General features: G+C 47.2%; 26 protein-coding genes. 17 read left to right on the top strand and 9 right to left on the bottom strand.

Features of this window, described 5'->3' with window-relative positions; genetic code table 11:
* The first annotated feature begins 5 nt into the window (after window positions 1-5).
* The gene (aceB, locus tag OZ401_RS02340; protein ID WP_341469107.1) at window positions 6-1,613 is read left to right on the top strand and encodes a malate synthase A; all 1,608 of its coding nucleotides are present in this window, start codon (window positions 6-8) and stop codon (window positions 1,611-1,613) included.
* 212 nt (window positions 1,614-1,825) lie between these two features.
* Window positions 1,826-3,568 carry an alpha/beta hydrolase gene (locus OZ401_RS02335; RefSeq protein ID WP_341469106.1) on the top strand — a complete coding sequence of 581 codons (1,743 nt, stop codon included), beginning with the start codon at window positions 1,826-1,828 and terminating at the stop codon, window positions 3,566-3,568.
* On the opposite strand, the gene OZ401_RS02330 is transcribed toward OZ401_RS02335, so the two are convergent.
* Window positions 3,553-3,942: a 6-pyruvoyl trahydropterin synthase family protein gene (locus tag OZ401_RS02330; protein WP_341469105.1), complete on the bottom strand. Its 390-nt coding sequence runs from the start codon at window positions 3,940-3,942 to the stop codon at window positions 3,553-3,555. The genes OZ401_RS02335 and OZ401_RS02330 overlap by 16 nt on opposite strands.
* Before the next feature lie 166 nt (window positions 3,943-4,108).
* Between OZ401_RS02330 and queF the strand changes: the two genes are divergently transcribed.
* Genes queF through queE form a run of 3 tightly spaced genes read left to right on the top strand, consistent with a single transcriptional unit; the run spans window position 4,109 to window position 5,817 of the window.
* On the top strand, window positions 4,109-4,483 hold the full coding sequence (gene queF / locus OZ401_RS02325; RefSeq protein WP_341469104.1) for a preQ(1) synthase: 375 nt from the start codon (window positions 4,109-4,111) through the stop codon (window positions 4,481-4,483).
* A complete protein-coding gene (gene queC / locus OZ401_RS02320; RefSeq protein ID WP_341469103.1) occupies window positions 4,476-5,147 on the top strand; it encodes a 7-cyano-7-deazaguanine synthase QueC in 672 nt (223 codons plus the stop codon). The genes queF and queC overlap by 8 nt, the downstream gene beginning before the upstream one ends.
* A gap of 1 nt (window position 5,148) precedes the next feature.
* Window positions 5,149-5,817, top strand: coding sequence for a 7-carboxy-7-deazaguanine synthase QueE (gene queE / locus OZ401_RS02315; protein WP_341469102.1), 669 nt, complete (start codon window positions 5,149-5,151; stop codon window positions 5,815-5,817).
* A gap of 5 nt (window positions 5,818-5,822) precedes the next feature.
* On the opposite strand, the gene OZ401_RS02310 is transcribed toward queE, so the two are convergent.
* The 5 genes from OZ401_RS02310 to fmt form a co-directional block, all read right to left on the bottom strand.
* A complete protein-coding gene (locus OZ401_RS02310) occupies window positions 5,823-6,284 on the bottom strand; it encodes a hypothetical protein (RefSeq protein ID WP_341469101.1) in 462 nt (153 codons plus the stop codon).
* Between the two features lie 93 nt (window positions 6,285-6,377).
* Window positions 6,378-8,645, bottom strand: a complete 2,268-nt coding sequence (pnp, locus tag OZ401_RS02305) for a polyribonucleotide nucleotidyltransferase (RefSeq protein WP_341469100.1) — start codon at window positions 8,643-8,645, stop codon at window positions 6,378-6,380.
* 402 nt (window positions 8,646-9,047) lie between these two features.
* Window positions 9,048-9,323 carry a hypothetical protein gene (locus OZ401_RS02300; RefSeq protein WP_341469099.1) on the bottom strand — a complete coding sequence of 92 codons (276 nt, stop codon included), beginning with the start codon at window positions 9,321-9,323 and terminating at the stop codon, window positions 9,048-9,050.
* A gap of 310 nt (window positions 9,324-9,633) precedes the next feature.
* A complete protein-coding gene (locus OZ401_RS02295; RefSeq protein WP_341469098.1) occupies window positions 9,634-10,833 on the bottom strand; it encodes a metallophosphoesterase in 1,200 nt (399 codons plus the stop codon).
* A complete protein-coding gene (fmt, locus tag OZ401_RS02290; protein WP_341469097.1) occupies window positions 10,817-11,794 on the bottom strand; it encodes a methionyl-tRNA formyltransferase in 978 nt (325 codons plus the stop codon). Before fmt ends, OZ401_RS02295 begins: the two co-directional genes overlap by 17 nt.
* A 407-nt stretch (window positions 11,795-12,201) precedes the next feature.
* On the opposite strand from fmt, the gene aceA reads away from it, so the two are divergent.
* Window positions 12,202-13,515: an isocitrate lyase gene (gene aceA, locus OZ401_RS02285; RefSeq protein ID WP_341469096.1), complete on the top strand. Its 1,314-nt coding sequence runs from the start codon at window positions 12,202-12,204 to the stop codon at window positions 13,513-13,515.
* A 53-nt stretch (window positions 13,516-13,568) separates the two neighbouring features.
* Here the strand turns inward: aceA and lat are convergent, their stop codons facing one another.
* Complete coding sequence (lat, locus tag OZ401_RS02280) at window positions 13,569-14,936, bottom strand: L-lysine 6-transaminase (RefSeq protein WP_341469095.1); 1,368 nt, start codon at window positions 14,934-14,936, stop codon at window positions 13,569-13,571.
* Window positions 14,937-15,189: 253 nt separating this feature from the next.
* Here lat and OZ401_RS02275 point away from each other — a divergent pair, with 253 nt between their 5' ends.
* The 3 genes from OZ401_RS02275 to OZ401_RS02265 all read left to right on the top strand — a co-directional run bounded on the left by OZ401_RS02275 (window position 15,190) and on the right by OZ401_RS02265 (window position 17,837).
* Window positions 15,190-15,879: a class II aldolase/adducin family protein gene (locus OZ401_RS02275; protein ID WP_341469094.1), complete on the top strand. Its 690-nt coding sequence runs from the start codon at window positions 15,190-15,192 to the stop codon at window positions 15,877-15,879.
* A gap of 292 nt (window positions 15,880-16,171) precedes the next feature.
* Window positions 16,172-17,368, top strand: a complete 1,197-nt coding sequence (locus OZ401_RS02270) for an acetyl-CoA C-acetyltransferase (RefSeq protein ID WP_341469093.1) — start codon at window positions 16,172-16,174, stop codon at window positions 17,366-17,368.
* Window positions 17,369-17,438: 70 nt separating this feature from the next.
* Window positions 17,439-17,837 (top strand): SRPBCC domain-containing protein, encoded by a 399-nt coding sequence (locus OZ401_RS02265; RefSeq protein WP_341469092.1) that lies wholly within the window; start codon window positions 17,439-17,441, stop codon window positions 17,835-17,837.
* A 134-nt stretch (window positions 17,838-17,971) separates the two neighbouring features.
* On the opposite strand, the gene OZ401_RS02260 is transcribed toward OZ401_RS02265, so the two are convergent.
* Window positions 17,972-18,211: a BAR domain-containing protein gene (locus OZ401_RS02260; RefSeq protein ID WP_341469091.1), complete on the bottom strand. Its 240-nt coding sequence runs from the start codon at window positions 18,209-18,211 to the stop codon at window positions 17,972-17,974.
* A gap of 259 nt (window positions 18,212-18,470) precedes the next feature.
* On the opposite strand from OZ401_RS02260, the gene OZ401_RS02255 reads away from it, so the two are divergent.
* From OZ401_RS02255 to OZ401_RS02240, 4 genes are all read left to right on the top strand, one after another.
* A complete protein-coding gene (locus OZ401_RS02255) occupies window positions 18,471-18,869 on the top strand; it encodes a hypothetical protein (protein WP_341469090.1) in 399 nt (132 codons plus the stop codon).
* Between the two features lie 114 nt (window positions 18,870-18,983).
* Entirely contained in the window at window positions 18,984-20,474 is a 1,491-nt protein-coding gene (gene pdxR, locus OZ401_RS02250) for a MocR-like pyridoxine biosynthesis transcription factor PdxR (protein ID WP_341469089.1), read from the top strand.
* A gap of 20 nt (window positions 20,475-20,494) precedes the next feature.
* Window positions 20,495-21,736, top strand: a complete 1,242-nt coding sequence (locus OZ401_RS02245; RefSeq protein WP_341469088.1) for an aminotransferase-like domain-containing protein — start codon at window positions 20,495-20,497, stop codon at window positions 21,734-21,736.
* Window positions 21,737-21,874: 138 nt separating this feature from the next.
* On the top strand, window positions 21,875-22,819 hold the full coding sequence (locus tag OZ401_RS02240; RefSeq protein ID WP_341469087.1) for a DMT family transporter: 945 nt from the start codon (window positions 21,875-21,877) through the stop codon (window positions 22,817-22,819).
* Between the two features lie 102 nt (window positions 22,820-22,921).
* Here the strand turns inward: OZ401_RS02240 and OZ401_RS25770 are convergent, their stop codons facing one another.
* A complete protein-coding gene (locus tag OZ401_RS25770; RefSeq protein ID WP_341469841.1) occupies window positions 22,922-23,383 on the bottom strand; it encodes a putative immunity protein in 462 nt (153 codons plus the stop codon).
* Window positions 23,384-23,898: 515 nt separating this feature from the next.
* Between OZ401_RS25770 and OZ401_RS02230 the strand changes: the two genes are divergently transcribed.
* The 4 genes from OZ401_RS02230 (at window position 23,899) to OZ401_RS02215 (ending at window position 26,812) form a co-directional block, all read left to right on the top strand.
* The gene (locus OZ401_RS02230; RefSeq protein WP_341469086.1) at window positions 23,899-24,609 is read left to right on the top strand and encodes a phosphatase PAP2 family protein; all 711 of its coding nucleotides are present in this window, start codon (window positions 23,899-23,901) and stop codon (window positions 24,607-24,609) included.
* A gap of 263 nt (window positions 24,610-24,872) precedes the next feature.
* Window positions 24,873-25,295: a DsrE/DsrF/DrsH-like family protein gene (locus OZ401_RS02225; RefSeq protein WP_341469085.1), complete on the top strand. Its 423-nt coding sequence runs from the start codon at window positions 24,873-24,875 to the stop codon at window positions 25,293-25,295.
* Between the two features lie 50 nt (window positions 25,296-25,345).
* Complete coding sequence (locus tag OZ401_RS02220) at window positions 25,346-25,585, top strand: sulfurtransferase TusA family protein (RefSeq protein ID WP_341469084.1); 240 nt, start codon at window positions 25,346-25,348, stop codon at window positions 25,583-25,585.
* 84 nt (window positions 25,586-25,669) lie between these two features.
* A complete protein-coding gene (locus tag OZ401_RS02215; protein WP_341469083.1) occupies window positions 25,670-26,812 on the top strand; it encodes an NAD(P)/FAD-dependent oxidoreductase in 1,143 nt (380 codons plus the stop codon).
* Window positions 26,813-26,924 lie beyond the last annotated feature (112 nt).

The raw sequence follows: 26,924 nt of genomic DNA, 5'->3' as shown, positions 1-26,924 counted from the left end.
GCGTCATGAGTCAAACAATAGCGTATCCTGCCGGCGTTGAATTGCGGGGAAAAATTACACCGGAGTATGCTGAAATCCTTACACCTGAAGCGATTGCTTTTGTTACAAAACTCGTTCGAGCCTTTAGCGACAGACGCGAAGAATTGCTGAAACGGCGAGCAGAACGACAGATAGATATTGATAATGGGATTAATCCAGATTTCTTGCCAGAAACCGCGCATATCCGCGAAAGTGAATGGTACGTTGCCTCTATCCCCGCCGATCTTATGGATCGCCGCACTGAAATTACCGGACCGGTTGATCGCAAAATGGTAATTAACGCCCTCAATTCTGGCGCAAAAGTATTTATGGCAGACTTCGAAGATGCCAACTCGCCTACTTGGGATAATAATATCGAGGGACACATCAACTTGCGGGATGCGATTAAGGGCACTATTAGCTTTAGCAGCCCGGAAGGCAAACAATACCGCCTGAACGAAACCATCGCCACTTTAATGGTACGTCCGCGTGGCTGGCATCTGTTTGAGAAACATATGCTGGTGGACGGACAGCCTGTTTCCGGCGGGATTTTTGATTTTGGTTTGTACTTCTTCCACAATGCTCGGAACTTACTTGCGAAAGGCAGCGGACCTTACTTCTATCTGCCGAAAATGGAAAGCCACCTCGAAGCGCGTCTCTGGAATGATATATTTGTAATGGCACAGAATGAGCTTGGCATTCCACAGGGTTCTATCCGTGCTACCGTATTAATTGAAACTATTCTAGCCGCATTTGAGATGGATGAAATCCTGTATGAATTGCGAGAGCATTCTGCCGGGTTGAACTGTGGTCGCTGGGATTATATTTTTAGCTGTATCAAGAAGTTCCGCAATCGCAAAGATTTTATCCTACCTGATCGCGCGTTGGTAACAATGACTACCCATTTCATGCACTCTTACAGCAAACTTTCAATCAAGACCTGCCATCGACGCAATGCGAATGCAATGGGCGGTATGGCAGCACAAATCCCGATCAAGAATAATCCCCAAGCAAACGAAGAGGCCATGAACAAAGTACGCGCCGACAAAACCCGCGAAGCAACCGAGGGACATGATGGTACATGGGTAGCGCATCCCGGTCTAGTCCCGATTGCGTTGGAATCCTTCGATCTGTATATGAAAACTCCCAATCAAATTGACCGCAAGCGCGAAGATGTCAATGTAACCGCCACAGATTTGCTGGCATTCCCCGATGGTCGTGGCAACATCAGCGAGGCGGGCTTGCGTGCCAATATCAGTATTGGTATCCAATATCTGGAAGCATGGTTGGGTGGGAACGGTTGTGTGCCTATCTACAACCTGATGGAAGATGCGGCAACGGCTGAAATCTCTCGTTCTCAGGTATGGCAATGGATTCGCCACCCAGAGGGCAAATTATCGGATGGGCGCAAGATTGATGTCGAATTATTCCGCACTTTAATGGTGGAAGAGTTGGAAAAAATTCGGCAGTTAGTGGGAGACGAGCGTTACAATAGCGGAAATTACAAGCTTGCCAGCCAGCTTTTCGACAAAATAACCACCTCAGATGATTTTGTAGAGTTCCTAACTCTGCCCGGTTATGCTTATCTTGACTAATTGAGATACGCTGTTTGAAAAAATACCCTCTCATACTAATTTAGTATAGGGGGTATTTTTTATTATTTTTATACCAATTTTAACCTAAATTAATTTATTATTAATATATCCTTATTAAAGTAGTAGCACACTTCCAGTTTTCGTTCCACTACAGCGCCTAGCCAACCAACCTTACGTTATAAAATATTATCAGCATATTCTGAAAGAGTAGTTTGAAAAAGCTCGTTTTTGCTTGGTTATCTATACTTGGAATACTGTTCTACCTCATACCTGTAGCAGTTGCAGCGCCAACCAATACCACACGCTACAACGATTGGAATTTCTCACAAGTCTGGAAAACCACCGATAAGCCCGTTAAGGAAATTCCGGGTCTAGGTAGAGGCTATATTTGGGGACCACCCGTAAGTGATAGCGAATCTATCACTGTTGAATATTACAACGGTTTCGCCCGGAAAATCCAATATTTTGATAAAGCCCGCATGGAGGTTGGAAATTTCAATGCCAAACCTTCTGACCCCTATAAAGTAACTACCGGACTGCTGGTTAAAGAACTGGTTACCGGGCAACGACAAGACGGTGACAACACTTTTACGCCCCTTCCACCAAGTAATGTTCAGGTTGCCGGAGACCCCAACAGCGAAGGCGCAAATAGTATAGCGCCTACCTATTCTAGCTTCCGCAATGTAATTACATTTAACGGTGAAAACACCACCCCCGACTATAGCGGCAAGCCAATTGCACAAAAAATAGAGCGGGATGGAAAAGTTACCGAGATAATTCCTCACGAGCAGCGCTACTTTAGCCAGTATGATTCTGTTACCCAACATAACGTGGCGGATGTTTTTGCCAGCTTTGAAGATATAAAAGGCAAAATATGGAATGGTAAGAGCTTTGAACAAGCCAATGTAATGTCGCCAAATCCGGTCTATGTACTGGGTCGCCCGGTCACTGAAGCCTATTGGACAAGGGTGGTAACCGGCGGGGCTGAAAAGGATGTGCTGGTTCAACTTTTTGAACGGCGCGTGCTGAGCTATACCCCCTCCAATCCTGACGGCTTTAAGGTTGAGATGGGCAATGTTGGGCAGCACTATTACTACTGGCGTTATGTTGTAAACAAGAACGCACCTGCACCCGCCCACGCTCAATTAGGAGCTTTTACCACTACTCCTGTAGAATTTACCGGAAAGGGCAAAGTTCAGGATGTTGCTACCAATAGCCGTATCCTGAACAAAGTGGTCAATTACCGCCTTTATTTACCCCCTGACTATGATAAAAATAAGAACGTTAAGTACCCCACTTTATACATGTTGCACGGGCGCGGTGGGTCATATCAGATGTGGTTCAATTTAGGGCTGGTAAATGCAGCGGATGATTTAATTAATAGTGGTAAAATACCGCCCATGATAATCATTATGCCGGATGGTGGCGAACTTGGCTATTGGATGGATCAAGCTAATGGCGGACCACGTTGGGCTGATTTTGTAGCAATTGAATTAGTAGGGCAAATAGATTCGAACTACCGCACTCTGCCAGAAAGGGCAGAGCGGGCTATCGGTGGAGTATCAATGGGAGGGCATGGCGCACTACAGATAGGCTTTAATAATCCTTCGGTTTTCTCAATTATCGGGGCACATAGTCCGGCGCTACGCACTAAACAACAAGCCTTTGATTTCTTTGGAGATCAGGATTACTATGCCACCGTCGATCCGGTTTCTTTAGCCCGCTCATACGATGTATCGAGCTTCAAAATCTGGATTGATATAGGCACTGAAGATGCCGATTGGCTGCCTCGCGATCGAGAATTGCATCAATTACTGGATGATGAGAATATCCCGCACTCTTACCACGAGTGGAGCGGAGGACATACCGCCGAATATTGGAATAGCCACGTCAAGGACTACATGCTATTTTATGGTGATGCATTTAATAGTCAAAGCAACTATAAAATATCCTGAGATAGTTCGGCATAGCTACTTTCAGTTTCCCACAGGCGTAGTCGGTAAAGCACCTCTTTGGGAATCCCGGCGATAATCAATTGCTCCCAAATCCAATGTATTAAATGCTCGGCAGTAGAATAAACCCCCGTTGCCTCGCCTAGTTCTTTATGGTCAAGCTGTGCAATTACCGCTTCTTTCACAATATGCGATAGCTCGCTAAAATCCATAACCATGCCATGGTCAGATTGTCCAAGCGCTTCTTTGATATTACTAAACACCGAAACTTCCAGTTTGTAGGAATGCCCATGAAGCTGTGCGCACTTGCCCTGATGGTATTCTAATCTATGAGCAGATTCAAAACGAAATATCTTGGTTATAATAGCTGTTCTCATGAAATCTCCGAAGTTACACCACTTCTGAATCGAATAAGAGTTAATAGATTATTCATGATAGCATTTGCAGGGATTAGCGGCAACCAAAAGTTTGGCGATTGCTCTTCCCTGTGCTAAACTCTTGCAGATAAATTTAGAGAATAATTCGCAAGGAGTAATTGTAGCGATGGAATTTAAAGCGCTTGGCAAGCCATCTACCCAACCTAGCCGCGACCTTGAGTCTTTTCCCAAACCGGATGGCGTAAAGGTAGTACGGATGACATCCACAGAATTGAGCAGCCTTTGCCCGATTACTGGACAACCGGATTTTAGCACTGTAAAAATCGAATATTATCCCGATAAATTATGCCTTGAATCCAAAAGTTTAAAGCTATATCTTTGGAGTTATCGAAATGAAGCGGCTTTCTGTGAAGCCCTTTCTGCCGAAATAGCCCATGATATATTCAAAAAACTCGAACCCTTCAAAGTGCATGTTACCCTTACGCAAAGTGTCCGGGGCGGTATTCAGATAGAAGCGGAAGCTGAGGTAGAGCGTGGCTAAAGCAATTGCTATTGTAAGCGGTGGGATGGATAGTGTAACCTTAGCCCATGTACTACACTCTGAGGGCTATGCGCTGCACTTGCTTTCAATTGATTATGGGCAGCGACACCGCAAAGAACTGGAATATGCGAGGCTCTGCGCCCAACGCCTCAACGCTGAATATAATGTTGTGGATTTATCCGGCATAAATGTATTGTTGAAAGGTTCGGCGCTGACAGATAGTACAATAGAAGTTCCAGAAGGGCATTACGCTGCGCCCAATATGGGAATAACAGTAGTCCCCAATCGCAACGCGATCATGCTAGCAGTGGCATACGCCGCGGCAGTGGCAGAGAATGCCGAAGTGGTGGCATTGGGCGCACATGGTGGTGACCATTTTATCTATCCCGATTGCCGCCCTGCCTTTACAGAAGCTTTCGACCAGATGCAAAAGTTGGCAGTGGAAGGCTTTGGAAATCCAAAGCTCAGGTTATACACTCCCTTCATCAATAGCGGCAAGCATGATATAGCAGCAATTGGTACTAGGCTTGGCGTTCCCTTTGCCGAAACTTGGAGTTGCTACAAGGGCGGCGAAAAACACTGTGGAAAGTGCGGAACCTGTGTAGAACGTAAGGAAGCCTTTCAGTTAGCAGGAGTCCCCGACCCTACCGAGTACGAGGCTTAAGATGTTATACCGAGTTAATAACCTATATACCTGCGTACAGGGCGAAGGCACATTGGCAGGAACGGCAATGGTCTTGCTCCGCCTTCACGGATGCGGGGTAGGCTGTATTTGGTGCGATACGGGCGAAACATGGTTTGTACGCAATGAAGATAAGGTAAACAACCTTGAGCAAGCGTTAGGAACGAATACTCGCTTTGTTGAAATGAGCGCACAAGCTATAGCGCAGATTATAGTCGAGCAGCACAAAGGACCGAAATGGGTGCTTGTAACGGGTGGAGAACCGACAGAACAGCCCTTAAAGCCGCTCGTAACCGAATTACAGCGAAGTGGCTATCGAGTTGCCCTTGAAACCAGTGGTACGGCTAATGGGGGAGTCGGGGCAAGCATCAATTGGGTGTGTGTTTCCCCCAAAATAGATAACCCAAACGGTAAGCCATTGTTGCCGGAAGTGATTTTCGAAGCAGATGAGCTAAAATTTATAGTGGGCAAGGAAGCAGATTTGGAAAAGGTTGACCGGTTCTTGGCAACTTTTCGCTATAAAGAAAGTACCCAGATATTGCTGCAACCACTGAGCCTGAACCCCAAAGCCACAAAATTATGTATTGAAACGGTTCAAAACAGAGGGTGGCGACTGAGCATTCAGACTCACAAATATCTTGACCTGCCTTGAGAAAGTTAACGTTCGCCAACTACCAAAAGATATAAAGTGTCAGTCGGAGATACTTCTTGGAAGCCAAGTTGGGCAGCCTCATTACCGCTCAGGCTCATTACGGTAGCGATTTTAGTACCTTTCTGGTACATAATGGCGAAAGTTTGTAATTGCGTCATCAGTTGTTTGGTTTCAGGTTCAAACTTATCCGACTTATCATCCCAACCACTCTTCTTAAAGCTTTCCACGAAGAAATCTTTTATCTTTGTGGTAGATTCAGCGGTTTTATAAGCCTCGTAACTTTTATCCTTAATACTTTTAAGACTGGCATCTAACTGAGTTTTGAAAGTGTCAGGAAATTCTACCGCAGTTGAATTGGTGTATTGAGGCACATCTTCTAATATCTTATTCTTGGTATCACCGCATGCACCCAAAGTTAAGGATAAAAGCAGGGCAAATACAAATGTCAGGGCAAAGCGACGCATCATAACCGACTCCTCAAACTTATTCATAGCCTTATAAATAGCAGGGACACAGAATACTGTGTCCCTGAGATATACGTTAGAATTGGCTAGATGTTCCTAGAAACGGCGATTGCCACCACCACGTGAGTCACTACGACCGCTCGGTGGGCGGCTACCACCACCACCGGGACGGCTATCACGGTCGCGTCCGCCACCGGGACCGCCTCTATCACCACCGCGATCACCGCCGCCACTCTTTTGTGGAGCAGGCATTTGTCCGGTAAGGATAGCGCGGCGAGATAATGTAATTTTGCCGTTTTTATCAACTTCGGTGACCATTACATTAATTTCATCGCCCAGATTGACCACATCCTCTACCCGCTGTACATGATAATCTGCGAGTTCGCTGATATGTACCAAGCCATCTTTACCAGGCAGAATTTCGATAAACGCGCCGTAAGGCATGATTCGTACTACTTTTCCGAGATAAATCGCACCGATTTCAGCCTCTTTGGTAAGAGCTTCGATACGGCGAATGGCGGCTTTGGCGCTCTCACCATCAACGCTAGCAACAAACACCGAGCCATCATCCTCTACATCAATCTTCGCGCCGGTTTCTTCGATAATGGCACGAATATTCTTGCCGCCGGGTCCGATTAATGCTCCGATTTTTTCCGGATTTATCTGAATCCTTACAATACGTGGAGCAAAGGGCGAAAGTTCAGGGCGCGAATTGCTAAGGGCTTCTTGCATTTTCCCTAGAATAAACAAGCGACCTTTAAGTGCCTGTTTGAAACCTTCTTGCATAATCTCAAAAGTGATGCCGGTGGTCTTGATGTCCATCTGCAAACCGGTAACACCATTTTCAGTGCCAGCTACCTTGAAGTCCATGTCGCCGAGTGCATCTTCGATACCTTGAATATCGGTAAGCACTTTCCAGCCACCCTCTGAGTCGGTAACAAGACCCATCGCCACACCGGCAACCTGAGCTTTAATCGGTACGCCAGCATCCATTAGTGATAAAGTGCCAGCGCAGACGCTACCCATAGAACTAGAGCCATTGCTGCTGAGTGTCTCAGATACCACCCGGATTGTGTAGGGAAAATCGTTCTCATCAGGGATTACGGGAACCAACGAACGCTCTGCCAACGCCCCGTGTCCAATGTCGCGGCGCGAAGGTCCACGTAACCGTTTCACTTCACCTGTACTAAAGGGAGGGAAGTTATAGTGATGAATGAAGCGCTTCGACTCTTCTAAGCCTAAGCCATCAAGGATTTGCTCCTCACCGCTAGTACCAAGCGTAGTTACGCTTAAAATCTGAGTTTGCCCGCGAGTGAACAAGGCGCTACCGTGAGTTCGCGGCAACAACCCGGTTTCGCAACTGATGGGGCGAATTTCATCTACTGCTCTACCATCAGGGCGAATACCTTCGTTCGTAATTGCGGTTCGTACTTCTTCTTTGAGCAAACTATCGAAATACTTTTCGGCTGCTTTGGTGCGTTCTGCCAATTGTGTTTCGTCTTCAAAGCCCTGTGTAAAATTGGCGATGGTTTCCTTGCGCAAATTCTCGGTAGCTTCTACGCGAGCGTTTTTGTCTGCATTGCGAACCGCACCACGCAATTTATCACCCAACCAACCCTTGATTTCGCTCTTGAGGGATTCGTCAACCACTGGCACTGTGTAGGTCTGTTTAACTACGCCTACCGCTTCAAATACTTGCTTCTGAAGGCGAATACCGGCTTGAAGTTCATTGAAACCAAATTTTACCGCTTCCAGCATTATTTCTTCGGACAGTTCCCATGCGCCTGCTTCCACCATCATTACCGCATCTTCGGTTCCGGCTACGGTCAGATCAAGTTTGCTATCTGCCAGTTCGTGCGCAGTAGGATTGCAAATGAACTCACCATCGATATAGCCAACCTTAACTGCACTCACCGGACCACCAAAAGGCAACCCTGCAAGACCAATAGCGCAACTAGCACCTATGATACTCATAGTATCTGGTTCATTTTCCTGATCGGTGCTTAACACGGTGATTTGTACTAGCACTTCATTGAAATACCCTTTAGGGAACAAAGGGCGAAGGGGGCGGTCGGTCAAGCGGGAAATCAGAATCGAATTTTCGCTTGGGCGACCTTCACGTTTGATAAAACCACCGGGAATCTTACCTGCGGCATACATGCGCTCTTCGTATTCAATGGTTAGGGGGAAGAAATCCTGACCTTCACGAGGCTCAGATGAAGCAACTACGGTAGCAAGAACCATTGTATCGCCATAGCGTACAAGTACGGCACCGTGTGCTTGCTCAGCCACTCGACCTACTTCAATGCTGTAATTTCGACCGCCTATTACAGTCTCGAACTTTTGAATTTGTCTTTCAGACATAATAAATTATTTCCTAACCTCCATAACATAGGAACAGGAATACCAAACCGAGCTTTCCCGGCTATTTCTGTGGTTCCTGCAATTGTACCTTCTAACATATAGGGGGGTTAGGAACTGGAGGTTGCCTCTAACTCTGCAAAATCCTCACCCGGGGCAGGTTAGATCCAAGCTCCAATGCCTAACACCCCCGCCTACAAAAATATCTGTTATCCGACAGCGTGAGTACGCTAGAAAAGCGACCCCACCACTTTACAACTTCTTTTTAACGATTATATTAACCGAATTATTATACAAAGTAAAGCTATATAACCTCAGGCTTTATTTTACCGTTAATAATTTGCTAAAAAAGAGCGCACCTAAACAGTGCGCTCTCTTCTATCTATATTTAAATCCAATGCCTTATTAGGCGTCGATTTTACCGTTTTCGTACAAAAACTTTGCGAAGCGCAATCGAATGATTTCAGGTGTTACGTCATGCTCGCCCTGTTCAAAGCGACGGCGCAACTTTAGCAACAGTTTAAGCTCCTCCTCAGAGAAACCCATCATCAATAAATCTATAAAATCTGGCGCATTTACTACCTGACCACCTTTCAGGTCGAGGTTTTCGCCAACAGTGTGAATCTCATCTATTTCCGTATCTGAACTTTCATTAGTACCGTAGTTCTTAAAATTTTCCATAATATCCACCTTTTCTTTGTACTAAATTTCTTTTTACTACTTAATTGTTAAAATAACTAATTTCTGTTTGATAACAACTATTATAGTTTTTAAACGCTTGTCGAAAGTCAACATTTGGTAAACGTTTGTGGATTTTTCTTGACTTTAATTGCGCTTTATACTCTTTCCACTATCTACATATTCCAGAATAAGTACCGTTTTTATCATAATATAAGTATATGCATATAACATTACGAAACAAAGAGACATAGGTTACATTTGAAATATGACTTTTGACCTATTTTCAGTGAATTTTGATGGTACATTTAGGCTAGGACTTTCTAGTTAATCGGATAAGTGTAATTTCAGGGCGAGTCAGGAAGCGCAAGGGGGGACCAACCGTACCGTACCCATTATTCACATAAAGCTGGAACTCACCAATCTGATATAAACCCCGGTAGCGCGGAAAAATCGGTTGCATCACCAAATCCATCACCCCCGGTAGATAAACTTGCCCACCATGCGTATGACCGCTCAACATCAAGCAGTTGTCAGTATCTTTTACCTGTTGGGTAAAATTGGGGTTATGGGATAGCAAAATTTTAGCGCGTGTATCTTTTTGTGCCTCTTCTACCGTCCGATAGCCCAGCGATTTGATTGTTTTGCCCCAATCAGCATTATGGGTGGTGCTATCATCCGTACCAAGCAGCCAAAGGCTATCCCCGTTCAGCTTTAATTCAGTAGCGCTATTGCGAATTAATGGAATCCCGTTTTTCTTTAAAGCCGTCTGAAAGCGTCCTAAATCACTTTCAGACCAGAAATCGTGATTACCGCTTACCCCGTAAACCCCCATACGCGCCCCATCCTGTAACTTACCGAGGGTTTCCGCCGCCATATCGAAATAATAAGTTCCTCTGGAAATGAAATCACCAGTCACAACTGTAAGATCAGGCTTGAATGAATTTACCCTAGCCACGAACCTGCTTACATCTTGTGGGGTAGAATAAGAATCAATATGAATATCGGTGATCTGGGCGATGATAAAGCCTTCGAAAGCGGAAGGTAAATCCCGCAGGTTGAGTTCAATCCGGTTAACTGTCCAGCCATTGGCTTCAGCAAAAAAGCTATAGCCCGTAAAAGCGGTCAAAGCAGCGCTTTCCGCCACAAAACGACGACGGCTGATTGGTTTTATTTCACTAACGTTGTTAGCAGCCTCTGAAACAGGGGGCGTTTCAGCTTTTTTAATTGGTATAAATCGTCTATATAGAGTTTTTACAAAGGTAACTACAGCCCGACGCGCCCTGATTGGATGGAAAAGCAGCCAGAAGGTAGCAAAACCGAATATAAGGGCAATAACAAGTCTTAAACCCCACCCCCACCATTGTAAGCTCTCACCGGTTGCACCGAAAATCTCAGGAATACCACCTATGCCATAAGTAATGCCGACCAAAACAAAGTAGCCTATGCCTAAACACAACACCCATAAACCAAAATTCAACAGATGCCGCCACAAATTAAGCTTCTTGCCCATCTCCAAGCCTTGCTCCGATAATTGCGCGTTGTCCTTTTACAAATTCTAATGCCGGTATAGCCTTTTTTCCGGGTAATTGTAACTCACGGGGCGCAAGCCAGCCCTTACCAGTAGCAATCAAAACACATTCTTTTCCTTCAACTCGTGCCAGAAGTACGGTTCCCGGTGTAGCGCTTTCGGCTACTTTCTCCTGAAAGGCAGTTGCTCCGATTATCTTCAAGTTTTGTCCTTGCCAGAAAGTATAGGTTCCGGGCCACGGATAGTAGGCGCGAATCATACATACGATACTTGCAACGGTTTTGTTCCAATCTATCAAGCCATATTCCTTCTTGATAATGCCCGTAATACTAGCGTATGTATCGTCCTGCTTCTCAGGAATAATTTGACCTGCTACCCAGCGCGGTAAAGTATCCAGCAACAAGGTGGCGCCAGATTTAGCCAATTTATCCATCAAGCTGGGTTGGGTATCTTCAGGCTCAATTGGAATTGCCACTTTGCTGAGCATAGGACCGGTATCCAGCCCCTTTTCCATCAACATTATCGTGACACCCGTTTCGGTTTTCCCATCCAAAATAGCCTGCGCCACCGGAGAGGCTCCCCGATATTCTGGTAGTAAAGAACCATGCACATTAATACAACCCAATCGTGGCATATTCAAAACGGCAACCGACAAAATCAAACCAAACGCTGCCACCACAAATATCTCCGCGCCTGCGCTAAATTCTAACAACTGCGCCTGAACGGCAGGGTTGCGCAAACGCTCAACCTGCATCAAAGGAAGACCAAGTTCCTGAGCGGCTACTTTAACGGGTGGCGGGCTAAGTTGGTTTTTTCTACCGGCAGGACGGTCAGGTTGAGTAACCACGCCCGTAACCTCTAAATGGGGGGCAGTTGCCAGAGCATACAGTATCGTAGCGCCAAATTCAGGAGTACCCATAAAAAGAATTTTTAACTTATCCATAAGTGATATTGTACCATTTCGCAAAATATAGTGCCGTGAAAATAGGTTGGTGCACAGAATATAATTTTATTTAAAGCTTGTTTTCGCTAAATATAACAGCTCAAAGACCTCAAATTACCATTCACAGGCAATTCTATACCATTCACCTATGATTCTCTTGATTCCATGTGATTTTGTGATTATAGTTATTGATAGGTAATGTTAATTATAAACGTCATTACCATAGATAAATCTTATGGCACTAATTGCATAAATCAATGGTTTAACAAACACAATACTGCTTTTCCGATTCATTGACAATCGGAGAAATAAGTTCATTAAACTGGCAAAACTATCAGCATATTTATCCTCAAAGAAACCTTTGGGGAATAGGATATTTGCAAAGAAGCAAAAAGGAGAGGTTTTAAATGGCTAACAGCAATTCCAACGGTCACCGAAACTACAAACAAGAACAAGCCATCGCCGAGTTAGAGAAAAGCTGGGCGGAAGATAGCCGCTGGGCAGGCATTAAACGCCCTTACACCGCCGCTGACGTAGTGCGGTTACGTGGATCAATACAGGTAGAGCATACACTGGCACGATTGGGCGCAGCTAGATTGTGGGAGTTGCTGCACACAGACGATTTCGTACCAGCATTGGGTGCACTCACCGGAAATCAGGCAGTTCAGCAGGTTAAAGCCGGGCTTAAAGCCATTTACCTGAGCGGTTGGCAGGTTGCGGCAGATGCTAACTTGTCGGGAAACATGTATCCTGACCAAAGCCTCTACCCGGCTAACAGTGTACCGCACGTTGTAAAGCGCATTAATCAAGCTCTACAACGCGCCGATGAAATCTACACTTCTGAAGGCAGAGACGATATTCACTGGTTCGCCCCCATTATTGCAGATGCCGAAGCTGGCTTCGGTGGTCCTCTCAATGTATTCGAACTGGCAAAAGCGATGATTGAAGCTGGCGCAGCAGGCGTACACCTTGAAGATCAGTTGGCATCTGAGAAAAAATGCGGACACATGGGCGGTAAGGTGTTACTTCCTAGCCAACAAGCCGTTCGCAACCTCATTTCGGCACGTTTTGCAATGGACGTGATGGGAGTACCCACCCTTCTGATTGCGCGCACCGATGCTAACGGCGCTTTCCTGATTACCAGCGACATTGACCCTTACGACAAACCGTTCGTAACGGGCGAACGCACTGCGGAAGGCTTCTATCGCATTAAGGGCGGACTTGGCGCAGCAATTGCACGCGGTTTGGCTTATGCTCCTTACGCCGATTTGGTGTGGTGCGAGACTTCCGAACCGAACCTTGAAGAAGCCCGTATGTTTGCCGAAGCAATTCACGAACAGTTCCCCGGCAAGTTGCTCGCGTACAACTGCTCACCTTCCTTCAACTGGAAGAAGAAACTGGACGAAGCCACTATTGCGAACTTCCAAATAGAATTGGGCAAGATGGGTTACAAGTTCCAGTTCGTCACCCTCGCCGGTTTCCACGCTCTGAACTACAGCATGTTTGAACTGGCGCGTGGTTACAAGGAAAGTGGCATGGCAGCCTACTCCAAGTTGCAACAGGCGGAGTTCTCAGCTGAAGATCATGGCTACACCGCTGTTAAGCACCAGCGCGAGGTTGGTACTGGCTACTTCGATGAGGTGGCTCAAGTAATTTCCGGCGGTACTTCCTCAACTACCGCTTTGCACGGTTCGACCGAAGAAGCTCAGTTCACCCACTAATTATCCTGAAATAAAAAAGAGGAGGCGCAAAGAAGCGTCTCCTTTTTTATTTGTTAGCGAAGATGCCAGAGTTGTTCGAGAATTCCCAGCGCGTGGTCAATCGCCTCTTTTTTGATGTCTAAATGTGGGCGCAAACGGATAGAACAGATGCCGCTTTGCAGTAGCAGTAAATCGTTGTCATAAGCGTCCTTAATCAGCTTATTGCGGGCAGCCATATCGGTCAGGTCAAAAGCAATGAACAAACCTCTACCCCGCACATTGCCAATCGGTGCGTCTTTCTCCTCAAGCTCCTGCAATTTTCCAAGAAAATACTCGCCCATTATCCGTGCATTCTCCACCAATCGTTCGGCGTGGATAATCTCAAGATAGCGTTGTCCGCGCACCATATCCACCAGATTTCCGCCCCATGTACTGTTGATGCGGCTATGTTCCACAAAAACGTTGTGTTCCACCTCATCCACCCGACTAGACACGGCAATACCGCACACTTGCGTTTTCTTACCAAAGACCAGAATATCCGGTTTTGCACCGAGTTGTTGGTGCGCCCACATTGTGCCGGTAATACCGATTCCGGTTTGCACTTCATCGAAAATGAGCATGGCTTCATACTCATCCGCTACGTGGCGCAACGCCCTGAAGAATTCAGGGCGGAAATGATTGTCGCCCCCCTCGCCCTGAATCGGCTCAATAATAATAGCGGCAATATCATCAGGGTTGCGCTCAAAAGCTTCTTTTATTTGCAACAACGATTCCGCTTCGCGCGCCTCCGCCAACGAAGCATCCACCGGAAATTCGAGTTTCGGGTTATCTACGCGGGGCCAATCAAAGCGCGGGAAATACATATATTTGCGCGGGTCGGCGGTATTGGTCAGGCTTATCGTATAGCCCAAACGCCCGTGAAAAGCCTCTTTGAAATGCAATACCTTATGCCCTTTTTCATAGGCATAGCCTTTTGCAAAATTCTTGCGCACCTTCCAATCAAAGGCGGTTTTAAGGGCATTCTCTACCGCAGGCGCACCTCCTGCCACGAAGAAAAGGTGCGGCAAATAATTGGGGATAGCCAAACTGGTAAAAGTTTCTACGAACTCCGCCATTTCAACGGTGTAAACATCCGGGTTTGCCGGGTTTATCAGCGCCACGTCCAGCAACCGCTCGCGAAATGCCGGGTCTTTCATGCCGGGATGGTTGTGAGAAAGCGGCGAACTGGCGTAAAAGCTGAATAAATCTAGGTAGCGTTTGCCGCTTTTGGCATCTACCAGATAGCTGCCTTCGCTCTTGCGGTGATCGTACACAAAACTATAGCCATCCGCCAGCATGTGACGGCTTAAAGTAGTATGCACTTCATCTGGGCTGATATGCACGGACTGGGCGACATTGCCCGCTATCGGTTCCGCTGCATTGCGTTCGACTGTCTTTGCCATATGCAAAACCCCCTTTATCCTAATATTCCTGTAAACTACCAAACTTAAAAATCGTTCTATAATTATTATAGCGGGATGAGGGAAAGAACCCCACCCCCAATCGTAAAAGATTAGTATAAATGCCTAAACTATGGGTTTTCGCGTGGGTCTTTATAGTAATGAGCTTTGTTTGTAGCCTAACTCATTGAAATAGTAGCGACTCTGTACTATTCTTTTTATAGAGTTGAGAACTTCTTATCAAAAGGAGCAGCCAATGCTTTTTAACTATCTGGATAAATACCTCGGAGTGGCTGAAGAAGTGGTAAATACGGCGCGCTACATGTTCAGAACAGGGCTGGCACACGGCACAGCCGGAAATGTGAGCGCGAGGCTCTCCGGGGGAGAAGGCTTGCTCATCACACCCGCCGGGAAAAATTACGGAGCGCTTTCTCCTGAAGAATTGTGCTTTGTGGATTGGCAAGGTAAGGTTTTCAGCGGCAACCCCGGCCCTTCTAGCGAACTGCCGCTACATCTCGCCGCCTATTTCAGTCGTCCCGATTGCAAAGCGGTGGTACACAACCACAGCACCTATGCCAGCGTGCTAGCAGTTACCCGCACCGACCTCCCCGTAATTATGGACGAGTTGACGATGGTAATAGGCGGGGGCGTAAAAGTAGCTAAATACGGCTTTCCCGGCACTCAGGAACTGGCGTTAAATTTTGTAGAAGCGTTGGGCGACAAGCAAGCAGCGATTCTGGCTAATCACGGCATGGTAGCAATCGGGGCGAACCTACGCGAAGCAATGGTAGTATGCGAAACAGTTGAGCGGGTTTCGCGGGTTTTCGTAGAAGCCTCGCGCTTTGGCAGGGTAATCAACATCCCGGATGAATCCTACGAACATCAAAGAGCGGATTTTCTGAGGAAAAAAGCCCACGAAAAGGTGCAAGAAGCCGGGGTAATCTAACCCAAACGAGAAGTGCTTGTTTCTACGAGGGTGTTACGCGCCTTATTCTCCTAGACGCAGAACTAAGCCTCTCTCAAGGTAAATTCAGGTAGCCTTACATTTATTGGACAAAAGCGCTTGAATTTCAACTCAAAGCTAAGATTAACGCGCACAAACCCTCAGTCTGTATTCTCATAAATCCCTCTTTCATTACACCTGCCCGGCAAAGCTCTAAGCTAAGCCGAATCAAGGCGTTGATGGTATAATCAACCATTCCTAAAATACACACAAATATACTCAGGAGGTGCATTCAATGGCGAACGAGGCGGTTATTCTGGATGGGGCGCGTACCGTTTTTGGCAGTTTTGGTGGCAGCCTTAAAGATATTTCTGCTACTGAGTTAGGGGTTTTAGCCGCGAAAGAAGCCATCAAGCGCAGTGGAGTTGAGGCAAGCGAACTAGATAATGTAGTTTACGGAAATGTACTGCAAACCAGCAGCGACGCTATTTACTTGGCGCGACATGTTGGCTTGAAAGCAGGCTTGCCCATCGAAACCCCCGCCCTTACCGTCAACCGACTATGTGGTAGTGGCGCACAGGCAATCGTGAATGTCGCACAATCCATACTTTTAGGTGAAAGCCAAGTGGCTCTGGCAGGTGGCGCAGAAAATATGAGCCAAGCGCCGCATGTGGTGCGTGGAGCACGTTGGGGTTTTGGGTTCGGCGCGAACACTGCTTTTGAAGATTCGCTGTGGACGGCGTTGGTAGATAGTTACACCGGACAGGGCATGGCGATTACTGCCGAGAATCTTGCCGCCCAATACAACTTAAGTCGCCAGTTTCAGGATGAATACGCCTTGCGTAGTCATAAAGCCGCCCAGAATGCCACCGAAAAAGGGATACTCGCCGAAGAAATCGTGGCAATTGAAATCAAGGACAAAAAGGGAAACGTAAAGCGCATCGAACGCGATGAAGGTATCCGCCCTGATGCCAGCCTTGAAGCGTTGGGCAAATTACCTGCGCGATTTATCAAGGAAAACGGCACGGTTACAGCGGGCAATGCCAGCGGTATAACCGACGGAGCGGCAGCGGTAGTGGTTAGCAGTGGAGATTATGCGCGACAGCATGGCTTGAAACCATTGGGTCGAATCGTAAGTTGGGGCGTTGTAGGGGTTGAGCCGCACATTATGGGTATTGGTCCAGCGCCCGCTATTCGGCTTGCTTTGAAACGAGCTGACCTCAAGTTGGACGACATTGATCTGATAGAGGTAAACGAGGCTTTCGCGGCGCAATGTTGTGCAGTCGAAAAAGATTTGGGCATCAAACGCGAACGATACAACGTAAATGGCGGCGCAATTGCGCTAGGTCATCCGCTTGGCGCGAGTGGCGCACGTGTCACCCTAACGGTGCTGTACGAATTGCGCAGGCGTGGTGGTCGCTATGGTATCGCCAGCGCATGTATTGGAGGCGGTCAGGGTATCGCTGTAATTGTAGAAAACCTGCAACGCTAAAGTTGAATCCCCTTCCAAAATCAGAAGGGGATTATCTAATATCCTATCCTGAATTTTATGGGAGGAAATCATGTCAGAATCTACAACTTTAGTTACAATTATCGCCGCTGCCCCACGCGAGATATACGAAGCATGGCTGGATAGCGCCGGACATAGCCGGATGACCGGAAGCCACGCTATAATTAATCCGGTGGTAGGAGGCAAATTCAGTGCGTGGGATGGGTATATTGAAGGCACAACCCTTGAGTTACAACCATACTCGCGTATTGTACAAGCGTGGCGTACCAGCGAATTCCCGCCTGAGAGCAAGGATTCACATCTGGAAATCTTATTAAAAGAAGTGGGCGAAGATAAAACCGAAATTACGGTGGTACATACCGAAATTCCTGACGGTCAAGCCGCCGAATATCGGCAAGGTTGGGAAGACTATTATTTCAAACCTATGCTGGAATACTTTGGTGATGAGTGACAGAAAAAAGAACCCCATATCTCAAAACGTATGGGGTTCTTCTGATACCCTAGAAGAACAATATTATGTAACCTAAAAAAGCTACTGGAACAAACCAGCAGCCTTAAATTCCTCAAATTGAACTGAAACAGGGCTTATTCTTCTGTGCTAGTTCCAGTGCGTCGGAAGTTCCCTACCACGTTCTTGAACAGATTAACATAAAACCCTTTGAAGTTCTTGTCCAGCTTGATCAGAGTTTCAGCCAAAGTTGGGCTAAATACCTTAACAATATCCTCAGCAGCTTTAACTACCTGATTGTTGAGGTTTTTGGTGCTATCAACTAATTTTTGAAATGAATCAGCCGCGCTCGGTGCGTCTTTTACTTCATCAGCCATTTTGCATTTTCTCCTGTAAATAATTGAGACCGGGTAATTTGATAGTCCAATACATTTTAATTATAAACCAGGAATAGCCGAAAGTTTTGTTGCCTAAATAACTATCGTAAAAATTCCTCATTCGGTTTTTTTAATACCGCCGTCTGAATATGCATTATTTACCATAATATTGACCTAAAATCACTATAATTAATGAAGGGATATCCCATCCATGTGAATCTTTCTAAAATGTTGTCTTGAGCTATAAGGAGGGCATCAAATGGAAAGACTTAAATTGGTGGTTTACTATCTCAGCCTCATGAGTAGTTTACTGCTTCTAGTATTATTGCTAGCCTCGTGTTACGAACTTGTGGATAGCTTTATCGCTGCTAACCCAGAACAAATCAATTGGAATAGCTTTAGCGTGCTACTGATTGTAGAGCTAATACCGGTAGCAATTGCCTTCACAAGTGCGTTACTGGCGCGTCACCATCTACTTTTGAGCGGTTTTTTACTACTGCTAGCTGGGCTTCCGTGCATTGCTCTGGAAATGCAATTATTGGAAAACACGGCAGTGTGGAGTCAATTGGTTGCATTGTGGTTGAGTGCCTTATTAATGAGCGCAGCGGCAGCAAGTGCCCTTTCCGCTATGATACCAATACGCCGTGTATTACAATAGGCACAGTATAATGCGCCATTGTCCTAGTCAAAGTAAATGGTTTGTCTCTATACAATTCGGCTATCATTTTCTATAGTAGTGTAGGTAATAAAATAGCCGAGAATTGTGATAATAATGAAACTGGTTCTAGAACGCGCTTCAGAGTTGCCATTGTACCGACAATTGGCTGAACAAATCAGGGAATACATTCGCAGTGGTGCGCTCTCACCGGGTACACGTTTGCCCACCGTCAGGCAACTTGCGGCAGAACATGGCATAACCCGACTGACGGTGCAAACCGCCTTTAACGAACTGCAAGCGCTTGGGCTGGTAGAATCTTTTGTGGGGCGTGGCTCTTTTGTGGCGGAAAAGCCACCCGTAGCTCTGACAGCACCTCTTAAATTGCGGGAGGGTGCTCAACCACCGCCCCAATGGTTCAGTCAGACCCTTTTCGCCGATATGCTACGGCTGGCTGACCATCCCGACCTGATTTCGATGGTTTCGGCGATACCGGAAGGAAACGCGATTCCCCTGCCCGAACTACAACGCCAATTAAAACAGGCTGCCAGAGATATTTCAGCCTTTATGTATGGTCCGGCACAGGGTGAACCCGAATTGCGGGAAGAAATTGCTCACCTCCTGCTCGATCGCGGCATTGTAACATCACCCGATACAGTGCTAATAACAACTGGTGCGCAGCAAGGTATGGATATAGTATTGCGTACTCTCGCCACACCCGATGAGGTGTTGGTGGTGGAAGAACCAACCTACCCCGGTGTAATCGAACTGGCGGCGCAACGCCAACAGCGCGTGGTGGGTGTTCCGGTGGACGAGCATGGCATAATGCTAGAACGCCTCGAAGAGGTATGTAAAACCTATCGCCCGTGCCTTGTTTATACCATCCCTACCTTCCATAATCCCACCGGGGTTTCATTGAGTTCAGAGCGTCGGCAGCAAATCCTACAAATGGCGCGTACCTACGACTTTTATCTAATAGAAGATGATGTTTACGGGTTTCTGTCATATCGTGAACCCGCACCCCTTGCCCTAAAATCGCTCGATGCAGAGGGACGTGTTATATACTTGCTTGGTTTTTCCAAAATACTTGCTCCCGGCTTACGTCTGGGCGCGTTGGTAGCAGGTAACGGGCTATTGCCTGAAATCCTGTCTACCAAACGTACTTCCGACCTTACTTGTTCGCCAATACTACAACGCTGCCTTTCAGGCTACTTGCGCAAACGCCACCTCACCACCCATTTGCAAAAGTTGCGCCATTTCTATCAGGAGCGGCTCGAAGCTGTATGTGGTGCAGCGGAAATACACTTGAGCGGCTGTGGCTGGCGCAAGCCTGAAGGGGGGTTGTGTTTCTGGGTCAACCTGCCGCAAGGCATCAATGAGCGTGATTTCTATCTGGAAGCGGCAGAACGCGGCGTAGGCATCATGCCGGGGCGCGCCTTCTTTCCTCAATTGCGACACGAAGCTTATATGCGGTTGAGCTTTGGCTCAAATCCACCGCAACGACTTATACAAGGAATATCACTTCTGGGCGAACTGCTGGAGGAACATGGGCGACGACGACTTGCATTGGCAAGTCGGGCGGGACGTGCTGTGGCTCAGGTAGTATAGCTCGACAAAGGAGTCATAAAATGTCAGTTATATGGAATGATTTGTTCTCAGAGCGGGCGTTGCGTATGAAAAGCTCCGCCATCCGCGAATTGCTGAAACTCACCGAACACCCGGATTTTATTTCCTTCGCGGGCGGCTTACCCGCTCCCGAAGTTTTCCCGGTAGAAGCGATAGAACGCGCTACCGTCACCATTATGCGCGAACACGGCGCACAGGCTTTGCAATATGGCTTGACCGAAGGCTACACCCCCTTGCGCGAACTCATCGCCGCCCGTCTGAATCATGAGGGCATGAAAGTCAGCACCGAGAACATCATGATTACCACCGGGTCGCAACAGGCGTTAGACCTACTCGGCAAAATATTCATAAATCATGACGATTATATCCTGACCGAATCGCCCACCTATCTGGGCGCATTGCAAGCGTGGAACTCCTATCAAGCGGCTTACCTGACCGTATCCACCGATGATGATGGCATGATAACCGATGAGCTTGAGCAACTTTTGCAAAAACACCCCAAGTTCATCTATGCCCTGCCCAACTACCAGAATCCGGGCGGCTTTACTATGAGCGGAGAACGCCGCCTTGAGCTTGCTCGCCTTTCCGCAAAATATAACCTACCGATAGTGGAGGATGACCCCTACGGAGAGTTGCGCTACGAGGGTGAGCCGTTGCCCACCTTGCTATCATTGAGCGCAGCCTATTATCCTCCTAGCGATTCTTATACGGGCAACGTGATTCGCCTTTGCACCTTCTCCAAAATCCTCGCACCCGGTTTGCGGTTGGGTTGGGTGGTAGCTGCGCCCGAAGTCATTTTCAAGCTGGCACAGGCAAAGCAAGGCGCAGATTTACACACTTCCTCGCTCAACCAGTTCTTAGCATACGAGCTTTTGCAGAGCGGCTTCCTCGATGAGCATATTCACCTTATCCGCCAGACCTACACCGAACGGCGCAATGTGATGCTACAATCGCTTCAAGAATTTTTCCCTCTGGAAGTGCGTTGGACTAAACCAAAGGGCGGCATGTTCCTATGGGTGACGCTGCCGAATGGCATGGACTCTAGCGAATTGCTCAAAACCGCCATCGAGCGCAAGGTTGCTTTTGTGCCGGGGCGCAGTTTCTTCCCGAACGGCGGCGGCGAAAACACCATGCGCCTGAATTTCTCGAATTCTACGCCGCAAAAAATTCGGGAAGGTATAAGATTACTCGGCGAACTTTTAAAAGAGCATATCAGCCAACCCACTCCGGCGGTTGTTAGCTGACCTTGATTTTATTCATATAAAACTTGTACTTGAGCATAACACGCTTATACATGTCCTTATTTAAATAATCTGGGAGGCTGTTAACCGGCTTCCCTTAATATAATTTTGTGTTTTTAAATTCCGGAGACATCTTAATTAATGAAAAATGCTAATAATGCAACTAAAGGTTTATTACTAGGACTGGTCGGAGTGGCAGTTTTCAGCATGACACTTCCGGCTACACGCATCGGGATAGGCAGCTTCAGCCCGTGGTTCATCAGCGAAGGGCGCGTGGTAGTAGCGGGAATATTGGCAGCGGTGGTACTATTCTTCACTCGCCAGAAATTCCCGAATCGGCGACAGCTAGTGCAGCTTTACATCATCGGCTTGATGATTGGGCTAGGCTTTCCCATGCTCGCCACCGCTGCCATGAGTACGTTACCCGCCTCGCATGGCGCAATCACCCTCGCCCTACAACCGCTGGCAACTGCGCTGGCAGCGACAATACGCGCCGGAGAACGCCCCTCGCCACTCTTTTGGGCAGCCAGCCTCATCGGCAGCGGTGCGGTAATCTGGTACGCGCTGGCGCAAGGTGGCGGCTCACTCGAACCGGCAGACTTAATGCTACTCGGTGCGGTTGCCGCTTCGGGCGTAGGCTACGCTGAGGGCGCACGCCTTTCCCGCGAGCTTGGCAGTTGGCAAGTTATAAGCTGGGTAATGGTGCTAATCTGGCCCGTATTGGCAATCATGATGGGCTTTGAAGTAGCCCGCACCGGCATAACCCCGCTCTTCAACGCCCCCCTCGAAGCATGGCTGTGCTTCCTCTATGTAGCGATTCTGAGCCAATACGTGGGCTTCTTCGCTTGGTATCGCGGTTTGGCGATGGGTGGCGTGGCGCGAGTGGGTCAGCTACAGCTATTGCAACCCTTCATGACACTGATAATATCCAGCTTCCTACTCGGCGAAAAAATCACCTTCATAACCGCGTTGGTGGCAATCGTAGTGGTCGGCGCGGTGGCAATCGGGCGCAAAGCTCCCGTAGCCCTTCGCCAGTCTGCCGCAATCCGCCGCGCTACGTTGGAGACTCCCAAACCGCTGGAATGATAAATAAACAAGGGACTCAATCGCTTCCGGCGACAACGTAACGCGCTCGCAACAGTGGGTCGAAGCACTTGTGGGGCAGTACAAACAAGCTAGTCACGCCCATCAGCAGTCGAACACTGACCAGCAAATCTCATTTCGTAACCGCTGATCCTCCAGAACGAGTTCGCGAATCGCATCCGGAAGCTGTTCGCGTTGCCAACGGCACTCGATCCGACCGGCGCTCTCACCCTCGCTTCCGGGGGCAACCGCACGCACAGCCTTGATCGCGTAAGCCGCAGCACCAAGCTCATGTGCAGCGACATGTGCCACCACTGCCGCCTGCCCGGCAGCATATGCAGCGTACCTGGCGGCTCCACGCAGATCTCTTGCGGCAGCCATGGCATGACCACCCGCCGCGCGGGACTGAGACATCTTGATCTCGCCGCGCACCCATGCCCGAGCCTGCTCGATCGCTTGGCGAGGGCGCGGATCCGAGGGTTGCACCTTCTCGAAGAGGTGCAAAACGTGTTCTGCGCACGCAGCCGCCCACAAAGCTAGGAGTCGATGATCAGAGTCCGTGAGCATCCCCCCACGGCGAATGGTGATGAAGCGGTGGTCGCGGTCTTTGGGGAGGATCATGGTTGCACCCTTCCTGTTGCATCTGCCCAACATTAGAGTAGATATACAAGCCCAACATCTACTGCTAGATGCCGGTAGCTACATTTGTATGGCGGCATCTACAGATAACTACCGTCCATTCCATCAATTCTAGCAGAGCCGGCAGCCATTCGCCATAATGATAGTAGCACTAACGTAAATCTGCCAACATGAATTTTCCACAAGGTAGATGATAAGCCGCCCAACTCTGTAATTCGCTTTGAAATCCGAATCGGGCACGGGTCTGCGCGCCCCTGAAAACGCTCACTCTGTTCGATGTACCTCAAACCTCGATTTACGGATTTAAATATAAATCGCCCTTTGTCTGAAAATCCGGCTGAAAGCGAAAGTTGACAAGATAGTTAGATTGCATATATAACATCTGAGCAGGAACTATCACAACTTGTTGCGGCTGGGTTGGTCATTCGGATGGGACAAACCGATTGTTTATAATAAAATTCTTAAGAAAACTCCCCTGGTTCGAAACGCTATTTAACCTGATAAAACATTTGGGTTTATATGCGGTAAGCGCATTAGCCGGGGCGTTAATATTTCTGTGGTGTTTTGGCGAGTTAACCGAAAATCTGCTGGAAAACGAATTTACTAATTTGGATTCCGATTTCGGAAACTGGGTACATAGTTTTGCAAATCCGCTACTTGATACAATTTTTACGCTGTTCACTTCATTAGGAAACGCACTTGGTATTGTGATTCTGACCCTCGTCACAGTGGGAATATTTGTCTGGCGTAAATATTATTTTTATAGCTGGCTATTACTGCTGACAGTAGGAGGTGGCTTGATACTCAATCAGGCAATGAAATTCCTTTTCCGCCGCCCACGCCCGCAAATGTGGACTAGTGTAATAGAACGTCCCGATTCCTTCAGCTTTCCGAGTGGGCATGCCACAGTAGCATTCTGCTATTTTGGCTTGCTCTTGTGGATTGGTCTGAAATACTTCAAGCGTACCACTCTAAGACTAGCATGGGCGTTGCTGATGCTAATCCTTATTTTTATGATCGGATTGAGCCGCATATATCTGGGTGTCCATTACCTGACCGACGTTATTGGAGGCTATCTTTCAGGTGGATTCTGGTTATTGGCGCTGCTTGGAAGTACAAGTATATATAGGCAAGTACGGAGGAACGGCAAATAACACTTCGCCCTTAAGTATATAGTTATTCCCCCTGCCTTTTAAAAGCTGCACAAAATTAAGCAATCCGATTGGTTTCTCCGATTCTATTTGTGTATTTTCCCACAATCACGTTAAAAACGCCAAAATATATACCTAGATTTTACCAACCTACACCTTGCCCTTTACATGAGGAGTTTATATTTGATATATGCGAATATTCGAATATATGAACAGATGAAAGTAGCTTTTATTGTATATCAGCTTAATTTAGAAGGAGTTACAAAATGAGTGAAGATACTGAAAAGTTCTCAATCGTTCTCTTTTCTGGCACAGTAGACAAGATTATGGCGGCTGTTACTATGACCGCCGGCGCTGCGGCAATGGGTAAAAAGACCACAATCTTCCTTACTTTCTGGGGTTTGATGGGCTTCCGCAAGGGTGATTGGCAGAAGAACATGAAGTTCAGCAAAGATTTTGAGGAATATGCCGGTCCGGCGATGGAAATGATGCAAGCCAAGAAGGTTCCTCACTGGATGCAAACCCTACAAGAAGTGATGGAAATCGGGGATGTCACCGTTAAGGCATGTGGTATGACTATGGACTTGTTTGATATTAAGCTGGAAGACTTGGAACCGGTGGTGAGCGAAGTTACCGGCGTGGCAAGTTTTATTAAAGAGTCCGAAGGCGGAGCCATTCTGTTTGTTTAAGATTTTAGAGAGAACATTTAAGAACAAATTCTTCAATTAGGAGTATATATATGCAAGGGGTAACAATCAACAAGGAATCAGATGCGCGAGGTAGTTTTTGCCCCGGTCCCCTGATGGAACTTATTCGTCAGGTGAAAGCCGCGCAGGTGGGTGATGTAATCGCCGTTATCTCCAGCGATGAAGGCAGCAAGAAGGATATTCCTGCTTGGATTGAAAAGGCTAAACAAGAATTTTTGGGTATGGAACCATTCGAAGGTAGTACCCGCTTTATTTGCCGCAAAATAAAATAACGCCCTGTTATTAACGATTGCCGGACTTGTTTTGATAGCACGCCCGGTAATCCCCACACATAGAATTTTCAGGAGTAACTGAGTATGAAACGAATCGTGGTTCTGGGTGGGGGCACTGGCGGGACACTGGTGGCTAACCTTCTCGCAAAAAAACTTAAACCTTCAGAGGCAGAAATAACGGTTGTAAGCGCCAGCGCACGCCATCTTTACCAACCGGGTTGGTTATATGTCCCATTTGGGCGACAAGACCCACGTGCGCTTAGTAAACCTGTCAGAAGCTTGTTGCGAAAGCGGGTTAATCTAGTAATCGGTGAGGTTTCTCAGCTTGAAACCGAAAAGCAACAAATTACACTGAGTGATGGCAATACAGTGGAATACGATTACCTGATTATCGCCACCGGATCACATATTTACCCTGATGATATTCCCGGCTTCAAGGAAGGGGTCAATCATTTTTACACCGAAGAAGCCTCCTTCCACTTGCATGCTGCTTTAGAAGAATTTCAAGGCGGAAAGATAGTTGTTGGCGTTGGGGGACTCCCTCACAAATGCCCAGTTGCGCCTCTTGAATTCACTTTTCTATTGGAAGAATATTTGCACCATCGTGGTTTGCGGGACAAAACTGAAATTATCTATACCTACCCGCTAAATCGAGTATTCAGCATCCAAAGTGTTGCCGACACTGCCCAACCGCTGCTAGAAGAACGCAAAATAACAATAGAAACATTTTTTAACCTTGAAGAAGTTGATGCGGAAGCTAAAATTCTCAAATCGATGGAATGTACCGAACTTAACTATGATTTAGCAGTAATGACCCCTCCGCATCGAGGCGCAAAATTTCTACAGGGGCATCCGATTGCCGATGCATCGGGTTGGGTCAAAACCGAGCGCAACACCCTACAAGTTAATGGTATAAGAAATATCTGGGCGCTTGGTGATACCACCGACTTACCGATTAGTAAAGCCGGAAGCACCGCTCATTTTGAAGCGCCTGTTATCGTAGAGCGTTTATCAGCCGACCTTCGAGGTATCGAGCTAGACCCGAAACATTCTGAATACAAAGGGCATGTAATGTGCTTCCTCGAATCGGGATATGGCAAAGCTTCTATGCTAGACTTCAATTACGAGCACCCGCCAAAATTGCATGAACCTAGCACCATAGTACATTTCCAGAAAATGGCTTTCAATAAAGCCTATTGGTACTTGGTACCTACTGGAGTCTTATAACATTAGTTGGCTACCTGAGCGTTTGTGATAGTAGCCCCCTCAATAACCGAATGATAGAAAGCGGGTATGTATGATTTTTCACATATGTGCCCGCCTTTCAAGTTATTGAACA

Source organism: Candidatus Chlorohelix allophototropha, from assembly GCF_030389965.1.
Classification (GTDB): Bacteria; Chloroflexota; Chloroflexia; order Chloroheliales; family Chloroheliaceae; genus Chlorohelix; species Chlorohelix allophototropha.
This window is presented reverse-complemented; position numbering and strand designations above follow the sequence as displayed.

Coding starts and splice junctions, on each gene's coding strand:
- aceB (WP_341469107.1), top strand. CDS start 6: ATGAGTCAAACAATAGCGTATCCTGCCGGCGTTGAATTGCGGGGAAAA.
- OZ401_RS02330 (WP_341469105.1), bottom strand. CDS start 3,942: ATGAGAACAGCTATTATAACCAAGATATTTCGTTTTGAATCTGCTCAT.
- queF (WP_341469104.1), top strand. CDS start 4,109: ATGGAATTTAAAGCGCTTGGCAAGCCATCTACCCAACCTAGCCGCGAC.
- queE (WP_341469102.1), top strand. CDS start 5,149: ATGTTATACCGAGTTAATAACCTATATACCTGCGTACAGGGCGAAGGC.
- OZ401_RS02310 (WP_341469101.1), bottom strand. CDS start 6,284: ATGATGCGTCGCTTTGCCCTGACATTTGTATTTGCCCTGCTTTTATCC.
- pnp (WP_341469100.1), bottom strand. CDS start 8,645: ATGTCTGAAAGACAAATTCAAAAGTTCGAGACTGTAATAGGCGGTCGA.
- OZ401_RS02300 (WP_341469099.1), bottom strand. CDS start 9,323: ATGGAAAATTTTAAGAACTACGGTACTAATGAAAGTTCAGATACGGAA.
- OZ401_RS02295 (WP_341469098.1), bottom strand. CDS start 10,833: ATGGGCAAGAAGCTTAATTTGTGGCGGCATCTGTTGAATTTTGGTTTA.
- fmt (WP_341469097.1), bottom strand. CDS start 11,794: ATGGATAAGTTAAAAATTCTTTTTATGGGTACTCCTGAATTTGGCGCT.
- aceA (WP_341469096.1), top strand. CDS start 12,202: ATGGCTAACAGCAATTCCAACGGTCACCGAAACTACAAACAAGAACAA.
- lat (WP_341469095.1), bottom strand. CDS start 14,936: ATGGCAAAGACAGTCGAACGCAATGCAGCGGAACCGATAGCGGGCAAT.
- OZ401_RS02275 (WP_341469094.1), top strand. CDS start 15,190: ATGCTTTTTAACTATCTGGATAAATACCTCGGAGTGGCTGAAGAAGTG.
- OZ401_RS02270 (WP_341469093.1), top strand. CDS start 16,172: ATGGCGAACGAGGCGGTTATTCTGGATGGGGCGCGTACCGTTTTTGGC.
- OZ401_RS02265 (WP_341469092.1), top strand. CDS start 17,439: ATGTCAGAATCTACAACTTTAGTTACAATTATCGCCGCTGCCCCACGC.
- OZ401_RS02260 (WP_341469091.1), bottom strand. CDS start 18,211: ATGGCTGATGAAGTAAAAGACGCACCGAGCGCGGCTGATTCATTTCAA.
- OZ401_RS02255 (WP_341469090.1), top strand. CDS start 18,471: ATGGAAAGACTTAAATTGGTGGTTTACTATCTCAGCCTCATGAGTAGT.
- pdxR (WP_341469089.1), top strand. CDS start 18,984: ATGAAACTGGTTCTAGAACGCGCTTCAGAGTTGCCATTGTACCGACAA.
- OZ401_RS02245 (WP_341469088.1), top strand. CDS start 20,495: ATGTCAGTTATATGGAATGATTTGTTCTCAGAGCGGGCGTTGCGTATG.
- OZ401_RS02240 (WP_341469087.1), top strand. CDS start 21,875: ATGAAAAATGCTAATAATGCAACTAAAGGTTTATTACTAGGACTGGTC.
- OZ401_RS25770 (WP_341469841.1), bottom strand. CDS start 23,383: ATGCTCACGGACTCTGATCATCGACTCCTAGCTTTGTGGGCGGCTGCG.
- OZ401_RS02225 (WP_341469085.1), top strand. CDS start 24,873: ATGAGTGAAGATACTGAAAAGTTCTCAATCGTTCTCTTTTCTGGCACA.
- OZ401_RS02220 (WP_341469084.1), top strand. CDS start 25,346: ATGCAAGGGGTAACAATCAACAAGGAATCAGATGCGCGAGGTAGTTTT.
- OZ401_RS02215 (WP_341469083.1), top strand. CDS start 25,670: ATGAAACGAATCGTGGTTCTGGGTGGGGGCACTGGCGGGACACTGGTG.